Here is a 14,184-nt window from a genome sequence, read left to right on the forward strand (position 1 = left end):
GTCCCCGCTAACGGGACTGGCACTTTACCAACAGGCCGTGGCTCTCTAGGAGCCACGGCCTGTTGTCGTTTGGAAAAGAGTCGAACAGAGAGGATGCGCGCCGCTGCCCTGATCCTGCTGCTGCTGGCGGCCGGTCCCGCGCTGGCCGGGCCGGACGGCGCGGCCATCGACGCGGGCGACGCGACGCTGCGCTATCCCGTCGCCAAAAGGCTGGACCTGGTCGAGGATCATTTCGGCGTGAAGGTCGCCGATCCCTATCGCTGGCTGGAAAACGACCTGCGCGCCGACCCAGCCGTGCGCGACTGGGTGTATCGCGAAAACAGCCTCACCCGCCGCTATATCGACGGCTTGCCGGGCCGCGACGCCTTGAAGGCGCGGATCAGCGCGCTGCTCTCGCACGGGCGCTACACCGTCCCGCGCAAGGCGGGCGGCCGCTATTTCTACGGCTATAACAAAGGGCTGGAAAACCAGACGCCGCTCTATGTCCGCGATGGGCTGAACGGCCCGCAGCGCCTGTTGCTCGACCCCAATGGCTGGGCGAAGGACGGCGCCAGCGCGCTGGCCGAATGGGCGCCCTCGCCCGATGGCCGCACCCTCGCCTTCGCGGTGCAGGACGCGGGCAGCGACTGGCGCACGCTCAGGCTGCTCGACGTCGACAGCGGCAAGACGCTGGACGATCGGGTCGATTGGGTGAAATTCTCCCAGATCGCCTGGGACGGGCGCAGCCAGGGCTTCTTCTACTCCCGCTTCGCCGCGCCGCAGGACGGGGAGGCCTATCAGTCTTCCAGCCAGAGCCAGCAACTTTTCTATCACCGCGTCGGCACTCCGCAGGCGCAGGACCAGCTCATCTACGCCACGCCCGATCGGCCCACGCTCAGCCATCAGGCGCAGGTGACGAGCGATGGCCGCTGGCTGCTCATCAGCTCCTTCCAGGGCATCGACCCCCGGCGCGAACTCCATATCGCCGAACTCACCGGCGCGCCGATCAAGCCCCGCCTGCTAGTCAAGGGACCGACGCAGGACTGGCGGTTGATCGGCAGCCGGGGCGCGACCCTCTATTTCCTGACCGATCACCGCGCCGCCCATATGCGGGTGGTGACGCTGGACGCCACGCGTCCGCGCAAGGGGCCACAGGAGGTGGTGCACGAACGGCCCGAAACGCTGGCGGGCGGATCGCTGGTCGGCAACCGCCTGATCCTGGCCTATATGAGCGACGCGCAGACCGTCGCCGAACTGGTGGAACTGGACGGTCGCAAGGTGGGCGACGTGCCGCTGCCCGGCATGGGCACCGCAGCGGGCTTTGGCGGGCGGGATGGCGATCCCGAAACCTTTTTCAGCTTTTCCGGCTTCGTCACCCCGTCCAGCATCTATCGCTTCGACACCAGCACCCAGCAGAGCCAGATCTTCGCCCAGCCCGACCTGCCCTTCGACCCGGACGATTTCGGCATCGAACAGCGTGTCTATCCGTCGAAGGACGGTACGCTGATCCCCTTGACCATCATCCGCAAAAAGGTGCTGGCCGACCGCGCGATTGCCGCGCCGACGATCCTCTACGGCTATGGCGGCTTCAATATTTCGCTTACCCCCGGCTATTCGGCGACGCGCATGGCCTGGCTGGAACAGGGCGGCGCCTATGCCATCGCCAATCTGCGCGGCGGCGGCGAATATGGGAAGGCGTGGCACGACGCCGGGCGCGGCGCGAACAAGCAGAATGTGTTCGACGATTTCATCGCCGCGGCGGAGTATCTCAAAGCCAACGGCTTCACCCCACCCAATGGCCTGGCGATCGAGGGGCGGTCCAATGGCGGCTTGCTGGTAGGCGCAGTGGTGAACCAGCGCCCGGACCTGTTCGCCGCCGCGCTGCCCGCCGTCGGCGTCATGGACATGCTGCGCTTCGATCGCTTCACCGCCGGGCGCTACTGGACCGACGATTATGGATCGCCCGCCAAAGCGCAGGACTTCCGCCTGCTCTACGGCTATTCGCCCTATCATAACATCTTGGGCGGCAAGGACTATCCCGCCATCTTGGTGTCCACCGCCGACACCGACGACCGGGTGGTCCCCGCCCACAGCTTCAAATATGCCGCCGCGCTCCAGGCCGCGGACCTTGGCGCCAAGCCCCATTTGCTGCGCGTCGAAAGCCGGGCGGGCCACGGATCGGGCAAGCCGGTCGACAAGCTGATCGAGGAATATGCCGACAGCTACGCCTTCGCCGCCTATTTCACCGGCCTGAAATTGCGCGCTAAGCCGGAGTGACAAATCAAATCCTCCCCGCGCGCAGCGTGGGGAGGGGGACCAGCCAAAGGCTGGTGGAGGGGAAATGCGCACCATCGCCCCCGTTCACCCCCCCGACAGCCGACCTCAGCTATCCCTCCCCCATCGCATGGAGACGCAGGCATGATCGGGACCAAGACACGCTGGATGACGGGCGCGCTGGTAAGCGCAGGATTGCTGATGGGCAGCATCGGCGTGGCCGAGGCGCGCCCGCGCTACGGCTATGATCGCGGCTGGGATGGACGCGGCCATGGCGGCTGGGACCGCTATCGTCGGCGCGGCGACGGCTTTGGCGTGGGCGACGCGATCGGCGTGGCCGCCATCGTCGGCGCGGTGGCGATCGTCGCCTCCTCCATGAACAAGGACAAGCAGGCACGCGACGCCCGCAGCGACGGCGGCTATGGCGACGAATATGACGCCCCGCCGCCCCGCACCGGCACCGATTATGGCGCGGATGTCGGCGACGCCGCCCCGCCCCGCGACGACGCGGATTTCGCCGCCAACGGTCAGGACGACGCCATGGCCGACGCCTGCGCCGTCGCCGCCCGCGAAGAGGCGCAGGCCGATCATGGCGGCTATGCCGAAGTCCGCCACCTCGAAACGCCCCTCGCAACCCCGAATGGCGGCTATAATATCGACGGCTATGTCGAAACCCGCACCAGCTACCGCGCCAATGACGGCGTTTCGCGCCGCTTCACCTGCGCCATGCAGAATGGCCGCGTCGCCCAGGTCTATCTCAGCCGCGACGTCGCGATGCAGTGATCGGGATGGGGGAAATGACGCGGCGGTAAAGCGGACCAGAGGCCTATAAAAACGCCGATAGCGGCGCGCCCCGCCCGGCATCGCTGTGCCGTCCGGGGCGAATAACAGGCACGGCGCTGCCATGCCCCTTGGCAACCCCCTCCCATCGCTATAGCGCCGCCGCCATGTCCCGCACCGCCCCCCGCCGCACCGCCGCGATCGCTTTCATCCTGATCACGGCCCTGCTCGACGTCATGTCGATGGGCATCGTCGTCCCGGTCCTGCCGCAGCTGATCGAAACCCTGTCGGGATCGAACGCGGCGGCGGGGATGTGGAACGGGCTGTTCGTGGCGCTGTGGGCGGGCATGCAGTTCGTCTGCTCGCCGCTGATCGGCTCCCTGTCCGACCGGTTCGGGCGGCGGCCGGTGATCCTGATTTCGGTTGCGGGTCTGGCGCTCGACTATGTGCTGATGGCGCTCGCGCCCAATCTTTGGTGGCTGGCATTGGGCCGCATCCTGGCGGGCGTCACCTTGTCCAGCTTCACCTCCACCTTCGCCTATATGGCCGACATCACCCCGCCCGAAGGTCGGGCGAAGGGCTATGGTCTGATCGGCGCAGCCTTCAGCGCCGGCTTCGTCGCCGGGCCGCTGCTGGGCGGCGTGCTGGGCGAGATTTCCCATCGCGCCCCCTTCTGGGCCGCTGCGGTCCTGTCGGGCCTCGCCTTCCTCTATGGCTTCTTCGTGCTGCCCGAATCGCTGACGCCCGAAAAGCGGATGGCGTTCAGCTGGACGCGCGCCAACCCCTTCGGCGCGCTGCGCCTGCTGCGCTCGCACCCGGAACTGTCCAGCCTCGCGATCGGCAATTTCCTGCTCTATTTCGCCCATCACATCTTTTCCGCCATCTTCGTCCTCTATGCCGGGGACCGCTATGGCTGGGGCGCATGGCAGGTGGGGACGCTGCTCGCCATGGTCGGCCTGCTCGACATGGCGGTGCAGGGGCTGCTGGTCGGCCCGGTGGTCAAGCGGCTGGGCGACCGCACCACCATGGTGATCGGCCTGTGCTTCGGCGCGATCGGCATCGCGTCGATGGGCCTTGCGCCCACTGGCTGGCTGTTCGTCGCCGCCATGCTGCCCAATGCGCTGTGGGGGCTGGCGATGCCGACCATCCAGTCGCTGATGACGCGGCATGTGTCCGAATCCGAACAGGGTCAGCTCCAGGGCGCGAACAACAGCGTCGGCGCGATCGCGGGCATCATCTCCCCGCTCTTCTTCGGCGCCATCTATTCGCTGTCGGTCGGTCCCCACCCCACCCTGCCCTTCATCGGCAGCGCCTTTCTGATCGCCGCCGCCATTCTGGCGCTCGCGGCCCTGATCGGCTGGCGCGCGGGGCGACAGTTCACGGCATAACTGGACATATTCGGGCCGCGCGACTAACCGGGCGCGAATCCCTTCCACCGCTCGACATAAAGGCGATTCGATGACGCTGCCCCTTCAGGATAACATCCTTATCGTGGATTTCGGCAGTCAGGTGACCCAGCTCATCGCTCGCCGCGTGCGCGAAGCCGGCGTCTATTCCGAAATCGCCCCCTTCAACACCGCCGCGCAAGCGTTCGAGCGGCTGAAGCCCAAGGGCGTCATTCTCTCGGGCGGCCCCTCCTCGGTGATGTGGGAAGACAGCCCCCGCGCCCCGCAGGCGATTTTCGACGCAGGCGTGCCGGTGCTGGGCATCTGCTACGGCCAGCAGACGATGATGCAGCAGCTGGGCGGCAATGTCGAAGGCGGCGAAAGCGGCGAGTTCGGCCGCGCCTTCATCGAAGTGAAGCAAGGCTGCGCCCTGTTCGACGGCCTATGGACCGCAGGCGAAAAGCATCAGGTCTGGATGAGCCATGGCGACAAGGTGACGAGCCTCGCCCCCGGCTTCGAGGTCGTCGCGACCAGCGAAGGCGCGCCCTACGCCGTCACCGCCAACGAAGCCAAGCGCTTCTACGCCACCCAATTCCACCCCGAAGTCGTCCACACCCCCGATGGCGGCAAGCTGCTCGCCAATTTCGTCCGCCATGTCTGCGGCCTGGCGGGCGACTGGACCATGGCGGAGTTTCGCGCGACCAAGATCGCCGAAATCCGCGAACAGGTGGGTGAAGGCCGCGTCATTTGCGGCCTGTCCGGCGGCGTCGATAGCGCGGTCGCCGCGGTCCTCATCCACGAAGCGATCGGCGACCAGCTGACCTGCGTCTTCGTCGATCATGGCCTGATGCGCCTGGGCGAGGCCGAACAGGTGGTCAGCCTGTTCCGCGAACATTATGGCATCCGCCTAGTCCATGTGAACGCCGAAGACCGCTTCCTGGGCGGCCTCGCGGGCCTCACCGATCCGGAAAAGAAGCGCAAATTCATCGGCGGCGAATTCATCAAAGTGTTCGAGGAGGAAGCCGCCAAGATCGGCGGCGCCGATTTCCTCGCGCAGGGCACGCTATACCCCGACGTCATCGAAAGCGTCAGCTTCACCGGCGGCCCTTCCGTGACGATCAAGTCGCACCATAATGTCGGCGGTCTGCCCGAACGCATGAACATGAAGTTGGTCGAACCCTTACGCGAACTGTTCAAGGACGAAGTGCGCGTCCTGGGCAAGGAACTGGGCCTGCCCGACATTTTCGTGGGCCGCCACCCCTTCCCCGGCCCCGGCCTTGCCATCCGCATCCCCGGCGAAGTGACCAAGGAACGCTGCGACATCCTCCGCAAGGCGGACGCGGTCTATCTGGAGGAAATCCGCAATGCGGGCCTCTACGACGCGATCTGGCAGGCCTTCGCCGTGCTGCTCCCGGTCCGCACCGTGGGCGTGATGGGCGACCACCGCACCTATGACAGCGTCTGCGCCGTGCGCGCCGTCACCTCGACCGACGGCATGACCGCCGACATCTACCCCTTCGACGCCGCGTTCCTCAGCCGCGTCGCGACCCGCATCATCAACGAGGTGAAGGGCATCAACCGCGTAGTGTATGATTACACCTCGAAACCGCCGGGCACGATCGAGTGGGAGTAAAGCCGATAAAACGAATGTCCGGGGGACATTCGCCGGCTTTACTCGGCGGCGTAAGCCGCCGTGGGTATCCATCCGGGGGACGGCCATCCGATTTACTCGGCGGCGCAAGCCGCCGCAGCCTCTTGGCACGCCCGTCCGGCAACAAGGCGCTCCATGCCTGATCGCCCCCTCGGCCATCCCGTTTATCGGGACATGCCCACCACCATCTTCGAACATATGTCCGCCCGCGCCCGCGACACCGGCGCGATCAACCTGGGGCAGGGCTTTCCCGAAGGCGATGGTCCCCCCGACATATTGCAAGCCGCTGCCGACGCGCTGCGCACCCGTTCCAGCCAATATCCGCCGATGCCCGGCCTCATCGAACTGCGCACCGCCGTCGCCGACCATTATAGCCGCCACCAGCAGTTAGACCTCAGCCCGCAGGAGGTGATCGTCACCTCCGGCGCGACCGAAGCGCTGGCCGCCAGCCTGCTCGCGCTCGTCCAGCCGGGCGACGAAATATTGATGCTCGCCCCGCTCTACGACGCCTATCTGCCGCTGGTGGAGCGCGCCGGGGGCGTGGCGAGGGTGGTGAAGCTGACCCCGCCGGACTGGCGCATCACCCGCGACGCGCTGGAAGCGGCGATCACGCCCCGCACCCGCATCCTCCTGATGAACAATCCGGTGAACCCGACCGGCATCGTCCTGCGCGAGGCGGAACTGGCGCTGCTCGCCGACCTGTGCGTCACCCACGACCTCATCGCCCTGTGCGACGAAGTCTGGGAACAGACGGTCTATGACGGTGTCGCCCACCGCCCGCTGATGGGCTTCCCCGGCATGCGCGATCGCACCGTCAAGATCGGGTCTGCGGGCAAGATCTTCTCCGTCACCGGCTGGAAGGTCGGCTGGATGTGCGCCGCGCCGCCCATCGCCACCCTGCTCGCCCGCGCGCACCAATTCCTGACCTTCACCACCCCGCCGGGCCTGCAATGGGCTGTGGCGGAGGGGCTGGCCTATCCCGACGCCTGGTTCGCGGACCAGCGCGCCGCCTATCAGGCCTCGCGCGACCGATTGGCGCGCGGGCTTGCGGCCGCCGGTTATGCCGTGCAGCCCAGCGGCGCGACCTGGTTCCTGTCGATCGACTTGCGCGCGTCCGGCATCGCGCTGGACGATGTCACCTTCTGCGAACGGATCATCGCGCAAGCGGGCGTGGCGGCGATCCCGATCTCCGCCTTCTATCCGGACGACCCCGTCACCCACCTCGTCCGCCTCTGTTTTTCCAAGACCGACGCGACGCTGGACGCGGCCATCAGCCGGCTGGCGACTTTCCGCGCAGCGCTGGGCTGAAGAATAACCACCGCGCCAGGGAGAAGCCAAGACAGGCTTGCGACATCCGCCGCCCGCCGCTAAGTTCCCTTTTCGTTCTTATCGGGAAAACTACATGGACAGCCTGGCCGCCCTCTTGATCCTTATCGCGTTGCTGATCGGCCTGGCCGTCGGCTGGCTGCTCAAGGGCAAGGCACTGGCCCCGCTGGCGGCGGAAAAGGCGGATCTTGGCGCGCGGCTGGACCTCGCCACCACCCAGCGCAATGGCGCCATCGCCGAACTGGCAGTGGAACAGGAGCGCGTCGCCCAGGCCGAAACCCGCATCGCCCGGCTCGAATCCGCGCAGGTCGCAGCCGACCAGCGGTTCGAGGCGGCACAGGCCGCCGCCGCCCAACGCCTCGACGCCGTGCAGGCCGAACGCGAAGGCGCGCTGCGCGACCTGGCGTCGCTCCGCTCCGATACGCAGGCGCGTACCCACGCCTTCGAACAGCAGATCGCGGCCCTGAAGGACGCCAAGGAACAGCTGTCCGCCCAGTTCAGCGAAATCGGCGGCAAGCTGCTCGAATCGGCGCAGACTCAATTCCTGACCCGCGCCGACCAGCGCTTCGCCCAGGCGAATGAAAAGAGCGAGGCGCAGCTCAAGACCCTGCTCAATCCAGTCGAAACTACGCTCAAACGCTATGAGGAAGGGCTGGCCCGCGTCGAAAAGGACCGCGTCGGCAGCTATGCCGAACTGCGCGAAGCGGTGCAGCAGGTCCATTTGGGCCAGGGACAGGTGCGGGAGGAAACCGCCAAGCTGGTCAATGCGCTGCGCGCCGCGCCCAAGACGCGGGGCCGCTGGGGCGAGCAGCAGTTCAAGAATCTCATCGAAACCGCGGGCCTCTCCCCCTTCGTCGATTTCAAGGAAGAAGTGTCCGTTGCCGTCGAAGCCAATGGCGCTGAAACCCGGATGCGCCCCGACTTCATCATCAATCTGCCCGGCGACCAGCAGATGGTGGTCGACGTCAAATGCTCGCTCGTCGCCTATCTGAACGCCGTCGATCAGGTCGATCCCGCCCTACGCGACGCCCATATGCTCGACCATGCCCGCGCCATGCGCACCCATGCCGACGCGCTGGGGCGCAAGGCCTATTGGGAACAGTTCGCCAAGGCGCCCGACTTCGTCATCATGTATGTGCCGGGCGACAATTTCGTCACCGCCGCGCTGGAAGCGGACATGGATTTGTGGGAACGCGCGGCCAAGAACCGCGTCATCATCTGCGGTCCCGCCACCTTCCTGCCGCTCGCCCGCACGCTGGCGGGTCATTGGCGCCAGGCCAAGATGCAGGAACAGGCGCAGCAGGTCGGCCATCTCGGCAAGGAGCTTTACGAGCGCCTCGCCGTTGCGGCGACGCACCTCAAGCGCCTTGGCTCCGGCCTCAACAGCGCGGTGTCCAACTATAACAGCTTCATCGGCAGCTTCGAAAGCCGCGTCCTCTCCACCGGCCGCAAGTTTCGCGACCTCGACATCGAAACCGGCGGCAAGGAGATCGAGGCGATGGAGCCGCTCGACGTGCTGGCCCGCGACGCCCAGACCGACGAAGCCCGTGCCCTCCCCGCAGCGGAATGAGCCGATAGAGGAACAAGCACGGCCTAGCGGCGTCTCTTCTGTACAAGCGACATGGACGATGGTGTCCAGGATAGTCGCGGGTCGGAGAGCGTCATGTGGAAGTCCATAACCCTGCGCCGTCCGTTACGACGGCCCGAAGAAAAAGCGCCCAGCGATACAGCCGCGTTCGGTGGCGGCGGTGATCAGGATCACCCCTTTGCCGACCTGATGGCGAAGCTGGACAAGATCCCCTATCGCCGCAAGCTGCGATGCGCCTTCGGTCGTTGATCGATCGGGCATCATGACTGCTGGCACGCGCTGTCCTACTCGGGCGGGTCATGCTAATATCAAGCTGCATTGACCAGAACCTGTAGAGCGTTGTTCCCCGGCCCTTCGACTGCCTGCCAAGGCAGGCGCTCAGGATAAACTTCGGCCAACGGCCGAAAGCCGGGGTCCAGTTCCGCCCTCTGGAATGGACCCCGGCCCTCGCCGGAGAACGCTCTGATCATCCTGGTGAATCATTATCATCGCTTTGATATAAGTCTGTGTCCGAAGACCCTGCCTGCGCCTCGCGCTTAGATAATGTCCTACTTTTGTTCCAAAATGTCGCAATTGGTGGGAAATGTGCGAAGTTAAGCTTGCCGGTTCCAACAACGCCGCCAGCCTACTTCGTGCCAGCGCCACAAGATCGCGGCCCTTCCCATCGCCCCCTCGCGCTGGCATGGCGGGGTCCATGACATCCATCGGCCCCCGCATCGGCCTGCTCGGCGGCTCCTTCAACCCGGCGCATGGCGGCCATCGCGCTATCTCCCTGTTCGCGATCCGCGCGCTGGGACTGGACGAAGTCTGGTGGCTCGTCTCCCCCGGCAATCCCTTAAAGCCTGCCAAGGGCATGGCCCCGCTCCCCGCCCGGCTCGCCCATGCCCGCCATGTCGCCCGCCGCGCCCCGATTCGCGCCACCGCGATCGAACGGCAACTGGGCACCCGCTACACCGCCGATACGCTACGCGCGCTGACCCGGCGCTATCCGCACCATCGCTTCATCTGGTTGATGGGGGCCGATAATCTGGCGCAATTCGACCGGTGGAAGGACTGGCGCGGCATCGCCCGGCAAATGCCCATTGCCGTCATCGCCCGTCCGGGCTATGGTAGCGCCGCCCGTGGCTCTGTGGCCATGAGCTGGCTGCGGCGCTTCGTCCGGTCCGCGCGCCAGAGTGCAGACTGGACGAATTGGAGACCACCGGCGCTCGTGCTATTGCGCTTTCGCCCTGATCCAAGATCGGCGACCCTGTTACGGCAGGCGGACCCCCTCTGGCATCGCGAATATGAAGCAACGTGTGTGCGCGATCCGCTCACGCGCCGGTTGATCGTCTAGATTGGAGTATGTTTGTCTAACCTCGCCCCTGCCAACGATACGGCCCTCAGCGCCAATTCCGTGGCCGCCCTGCACGCCCTCGTCATGCAGTCGCTCGACGACGACCAGGCTCAGGAAACCATTTCCATCCCGCTCGAAGGCAAAAGCAGCATCGCCGATTATATGGTGATCGCCAGCGGCCGTTCGTCGCGTCAGGTCGCGGCGATCGCGCAGCATCTGGCCGAACGGATCAAGAAGGAAACCGGCCGCTCCGCGCGGGTCGAAGGGCTGCCGGTCGCCGACTGGGTGCTGATCGACGCGGGTGACGTGATCGTCCATCTGTTCAAGCCGGAAGTGCGCAGCTTCTACAATCTGGAACGGATGTGGGGCTTCGTCGATGCACCGGTCGCGGGCAACGCCTGAAGACTGTCCCAACGCCTTGGATCGTCATGCTGAACGTGTTTCAGCATCCATTACGCAGCACGCGCCACCGTTGAAAAGGCGCGATGCTGCCAGCGGTCAAGCAAAGGCGTAACCTGTGCCTGTGGCACGATGGATGCTGAAACAAGTTCAGCATGACGGGTGCGCAACTATGCTCCTCCACATCATCGCGCGCGGCAAGATCGGCCGCTCGCCCGAAGCCGATCTGGTCGACCGCTACACCAAACGGCTGACCATGCCGCACAGGATCACGGAAATGCCCGACCGGGGCGGCAAGCTGCCCCCGTCGGCCCCGGCACCGTCACGGTCATGCTGGACGAAAAGGGCAAGCAGCTCGGCTCGCTCGACTTCGCCCGCCGGATCGAGGGCTGGCGCGACGCAGGCACACGCGAATGCCGCTTCCTGATCGGCGCGGCAGACGGGTTCGATGACGCCGAACGCGCCAATGCCGACTTGCTGATCGCCTTCGGCGCGATGACCTGGCCGCATATGATGGCCCGCGCGATGCTGGCCGAACAACTCTGGCGCGCCTGCTCGATCCTCGCCAACCATCCCTATCATCGCGAAGGCTAGAATAGGCCGGGCTTTCCGCCTAGTCAGGGGCCAGCACAGGCGGGACATCGGGTGAAGCGCAACCTCCTCATCGCAAGCGGACTGGCGGCCCTCCTGGCCCTCGCCGCCACGCGCCTGCCCGCCGCGAACGACAGCGCGATCATCCTGTCCGGCACCGCGGGCACGACGCTGGCGCAAGAACAACAGGCGCTCAAGGCCGCCCGCCGCCAGTCGGACGAAGCGCGCGACCGCTCCGCCCGGCTGGAACAGCAGGCCAGCCTCGCCCGCGACGAAGCCGAACAGGCCCGCCGTCGCACCGCCGCCATCGCCGCCCGCATCCAGCAGGCGGAGGCGGATATCCAGGCGGCGCAGGCCCGCATCGCCATCATCGCGCGGATGCAGCGCGCCCAATCCGCCCGCTTGGCGGCCAAGCAGGAGCCGGTCGTGCGCCTGACCGCCGCGCTCCAGATGATGGCCCGCCGTCCGCTGGCGCTGGCGCTGGTGCAACCCGGATCGGTCGCCGATGCCGTCCATCTGCGCGCGGTGCTCGCCCAGGTGCTGCCGGTGATCGAACAGCGCACCGCAGGCCTGCGCCAGGAACTGGACCAGAGCCGCGCGCTCCGCGCCACAGCGCAACAGGCCGCCGACGCCCTGGACCAGGCCCAGGCCGACCGCAAGGATCGCCAGGCGACTCTGGCCGCGCTGGAAGCCCGCAAACGCGTCGCCGCCCGCGACTATGGCGCCAATGCCGGGATGGAAAGCGAACGCGCGCTCGCGCTGGGCGAGCGGGCGCGCGACATCGTCGATCTGATGGACCGGCTGGAGCAGGCAGGCGACCTGCGCGAACGGCTGGCCTCGCTGTCCGGCCCGTTGCTCCGCCCCGCCCGCCCCGATCAGGCCGGCGCCGCCGCCCCCGAACGGCAAACCGCTGCGGGCGGCCCGCCCCCTATCGCCTGCCGGTGATCGGCCAACTCGTCACCGGCATGGGGGAAGTCAATGACGGCGGCGTCCGCTCCCGCGGCCTGACGCTGGTCACCCAACCCGGCGCGCAGGCCATTGCCCCCACCGCAGGCCGCGTCGCCTTCGCCGGTCCCTATCGCGATTATGGCCAGATCCTGATCATCGACCATGGTCAGGGCTGGACCACCCTCATCACCGGCCTCCACCGCGTCACTGCGCAAGTGGGCGATAGCGTGCGCCAGGGCGACCCCGTCGGCATCACCGGCCCCGAACGCCCCAACATCACCGTAGAACTGCGCCGCAACGGCCGCCCGGTCGATATCGTACCACTGGTGGGCCTCGGTTAACCCGACGCTCATCGACCCTGCGCAACATTGGTCGAAGCGCGCTTTTGCGTCTGTACGCGAATCAGCTATGGTGGGACGCAGATGCCGGAATCAAGGACACCCATGAAATCGACCTTCCTCCAGGGCGCGCTTGCGCTCGGGGCGCTTGCGCTCATCCCCGCCACCACTGCGGCGCTCGCCGATGGGGAGGCGTCGAGCTACAAGGCGCTCGATGAATTTATGGACGTGTTCCAGAAGGTCCGCAGCGATTATGTCGAAAAGGTCGACGATGAAAAGCTGATCAAGGGCGCGATCGACGGCATGCTCGCCAGCCTCGATCCGCACAGCAGCTTCCTCGACGCGCGCGACTTCCAGAATCTGCGCACCCAGACCGAAGGCAGCTATGGCGGCCTCGGCCTCTCGGTCACGCAGGAGGATGGCGCGGTCAAGGTCATCGCCCCGACGCAGGATACCCCGGCCTGGCGCGCCGGGATCAAGGCGGGCGACTATATCACCCATATCGACGGCCAGCTCATCTATGGCGGCACGCTGGACGAGGCGGTCGACAAGATGCGCGGCGCGCCCGGCACGGCGCTCAAGCTCACCATCGTGCGCGCGGGCCGCGACAAGCCGATCGAACTTACCCTCACGCGGGAGATCATCCAGCTCAAACCCGTCAAATGGGAAGTGAAGAACAATATTGGCATCATCAACATCGTCAGCTTCTCGGCCAATACCGGGGCCGACGTGCGCCAGGCGATCCGCAGCATCGACAAGTCGCTGGGCCACAAGCCCACCGGCTATATTCTCGATCTGCGCTCCAACCCCGGCGGCCTGCTGGACGAAGCCGTGACCGTCAGCGACACCTTCCTGGAACGCGGCGAAATCGTGTCGCAGCGCGGCCGGGCCAAGGGCGATGTCGAACGCTATTACGCAAAGCCCGGCGACGATGCGAAGGGCTTGCCGATCATCGTGCTGGTCGACGCCGGATCGGCCTCCGCATCGGAAATCGTCGCAGGCGCGTTGCAGGACCAGCATCGTGCGCTGGTGATGGGCGAACGCAGCTTCGGCAAAGGCAGCGTTCAGACCATGTTGCCGCTATCCAACACCACCGCGCTCAAGCTGACCACGGCGCGCTATTATACGCCGTCGGGCCGCAGCGTGCAGGAAGGCGGCATCCAGCCGGACATCCGCGTGCCCCAACTGTCCGATCCCGATTACAAGAACCGCCCCAAATTCCGCGAAAGCGACCTGCGACGCCATTTGATCAACGAGATCAAGACCGACGACAAGGCGCTGGAAGAGGATACGAAGGACGATCCACGCTTCGCCATGAGCGCCGAAGACCTCAAGAAGAAGGGCGTCGAGGATTTCCAGCTCGACTATGCGCTCAAGACGATATCCCGCCTCGCCAGCACGCCCGGCGCGACCATCGCCCAGGCGCAGACCCGCAAACCGGCGGGGAAGTAACCCCATCCCCTGTTCCCGCGCAGGTGGGAACCCAGTCCGCCGTCTCAACCATGTTCCCGCCTTGCGCGGGAACATGGTAAGATACCTCCAAGCAATCAAGTTCAGCATGACGAAAGCCCGCCAAGGCTTTAAGCGGG

The 14,184-nt window shown here is 66.2% G+C and carries 10 protein-coding genes and 2 pseudogenes; all 12 read left to right on the forward strand.

Annotation, left to right across the window (positions count from 1 at the left end):
• Positions 1–93: 93 nt before the first annotated feature.
• The 12 genes and pseudogenes from U5A89_RS17335 (at position 94) to U5A89_RS17390 (ending at position 14,047) form a co-directional block, all read left to right on the forward strand.
• Positions 94–2,256: a prolyl oligopeptidase family serine peptidase gene (locus U5A89_RS17335; RefSeq protein WP_338162278.1), complete on the forward strand. Its 2,163-nt coding sequence runs from the start codon at positions 94–96 to the stop codon at positions 2,254–2,256.
• Between the two features lie 141 nt (positions 2,257–2,397).
• Positions 2,398–3,036, forward strand: a complete 639-nt coding sequence (locus U5A89_RS17340) for a hypothetical protein (RefSeq protein WP_338162279.1) — start codon at positions 2,398–2,400, stop codon at positions 3,034–3,036.
• 164 nt (positions 3,037–3,200) lie between these two features.
• Positions 3,201–4,421 (forward strand): TCR/Tet family MFS transporter, encoded by a 1,221-nt coding sequence (locus tag U5A89_RS17345; protein WP_338162280.1) that lies wholly within the window; start codon positions 3,201–3,203, stop codon positions 4,419–4,421.
• 70 nt (positions 4,422–4,491) lie between these two features.
• Positions 4,492–6,051: a glutamine-hydrolyzing GMP synthase gene (gene guaA, locus U5A89_RS17350; protein WP_338162281.1), complete on the forward strand. Its 1,560-nt coding sequence runs from the start codon at positions 4,492–4,494 to the stop codon at positions 6,049–6,051.
• Between the two features lie 153 nt (positions 6,052–6,204).
• Positions 6,205–7,377 (forward strand): aminotransferase, encoded by a 1,173-nt coding sequence (locus tag U5A89_RS17355; RefSeq protein ID WP_338162282.1) that lies wholly within the window; start codon positions 6,205–6,207, stop codon positions 7,375–7,377.
• Between the two features lie 94 nt (positions 7,378–7,471).
• Complete coding sequence (locus U5A89_RS17360) at positions 7,472–8,965, forward strand: DNA recombination protein RmuC (RefSeq protein ID WP_338162283.1); 1,494 nt, start codon at positions 7,472–7,474, stop codon at positions 8,963–8,965.
• 51 nt (positions 8,966–9,016) lie between these two features.
• Complete coding sequence (locus tag U5A89_RS17365) at positions 9,017–9,232, forward strand: hypothetical protein (protein WP_338162284.1); 216 nt, start codon at positions 9,017–9,019, stop codon at positions 9,230–9,232.
• Between the two features lie 445 nt (positions 9,233–9,677).
• Positions 9,678–10,319: a nicotinate-nucleotide adenylyltransferase gene (locus U5A89_RS17370; RefSeq protein ID WP_338162285.1), complete on the forward strand. Its 642-nt coding sequence runs from the start codon at positions 9,678–9,680 to the stop codon at positions 10,317–10,319.
• A gap of 84 nt (positions 10,320–10,403) precedes the next feature.
• Complete coding sequence (gene rsfS / locus U5A89_RS17375; protein WP_408021514.1) at positions 10,404–10,721, forward strand: ribosome silencing factor; 318 nt, start codon at positions 10,404–10,406, stop codon at positions 10,719–10,721.
• 169 nt (positions 10,722–10,890) lie between these two features.
• Positions 10,891–11,312 (forward strand): annotated as a pseudogene (locus U5A89_RS17380) (23S rRNA (pseudouridine(1915)-N(3))-methyltransferase RlmH).
• Between the two features lie 51 nt (positions 11,313–11,363).
• A pseudogene (locus U5A89_RS17385) lies at positions 11,364–12,598 on the forward strand (murein hydrolase activator EnvC family protein).
• Positions 12,599–12,700: 102 nt separating this feature from the next.
• The gene (locus U5A89_RS17390) at positions 12,701–14,047 is read left to right on the forward strand and encodes a S41 family peptidase (protein WP_338162287.1); all 1,347 of its coding nucleotides are present in this window, start codon (positions 12,701–12,703) and stop codon (positions 14,045–14,047) included.
• Positions 14,048–14,184: the final 137 nt, after the last annotated feature.

The sequence above is a fragment of the Sphingobium sp. HWE2-09 genome (assembly GCF_035989265.1).
Classification (GTDB): domain Bacteria; phylum Pseudomonadota; class Alphaproteobacteria; order Sphingomonadales; family Sphingomonadaceae; genus Sphingobium.

Excerpts from the sequence above, each read along its gene's own strand:
- U5A89_RS17335 (WP_338162278.1), top strand. The coding sequence starts at position 94 with ATGCGCGCCGCTGCCCTGATCCTGCTGCTGCTGGCGGCCGGTCCCGCG.
- U5A89_RS17340 (WP_338162279.1), top strand. The coding sequence starts at position 2,398 with ATGATCGGGACCAAGACACGCTGGATGACGGGCGCGCTGGTAAGCGCA.
- U5A89_RS17345 (WP_338162280.1), top strand. The coding sequence starts at position 3,201 with ATGTCCCGCACCGCCCCCCGCCGCACCGCCGCGATCGCTTTCATCCTG.
- guaA (WP_338162281.1), top strand. The coding sequence starts at position 4,492 with ATGACGCTGCCCCTTCAGGATAACATCCTTATCGTGGATTTCGGCAGT.
- U5A89_RS17355 (WP_338162282.1), top strand. The coding sequence starts at position 6,205 with ATGCCTGATCGCCCCCTCGGCCATCCCGTTTATCGGGACATGCCCACC.
- U5A89_RS17360 (WP_338162283.1), top strand. The coding sequence starts at position 7,472 with ATGGACAGCCTGGCCGCCCTCTTGATCCTTATCGCGTTGCTGATCGGC.
- U5A89_RS17365 (WP_338162284.1), top strand. The coding sequence starts at position 9,017 with ATGGACGATGGTGTCCAGGATAGTCGCGGGTCGGAGAGCGTCATGTGG.
- U5A89_RS17370 (WP_338162285.1), top strand. The coding sequence starts at position 9,678 with ATGACATCCATCGGCCCCCGCATCGGCCTGCTCGGCGGCTCCTTCAAC.
- rsfS (WP_408021514.1), top strand. The coding sequence starts at position 10,404 with ATGCAGTCGCTCGACGACGACCAGGCTCAGGAAACCATTTCCATCCCG.
- U5A89_RS17390 (WP_338162287.1), top strand. The coding sequence starts at position 12,701 with ATGAAATCGACCTTCCTCCAGGGCGCGCTTGCGCTCGGGGCGCTTGCG.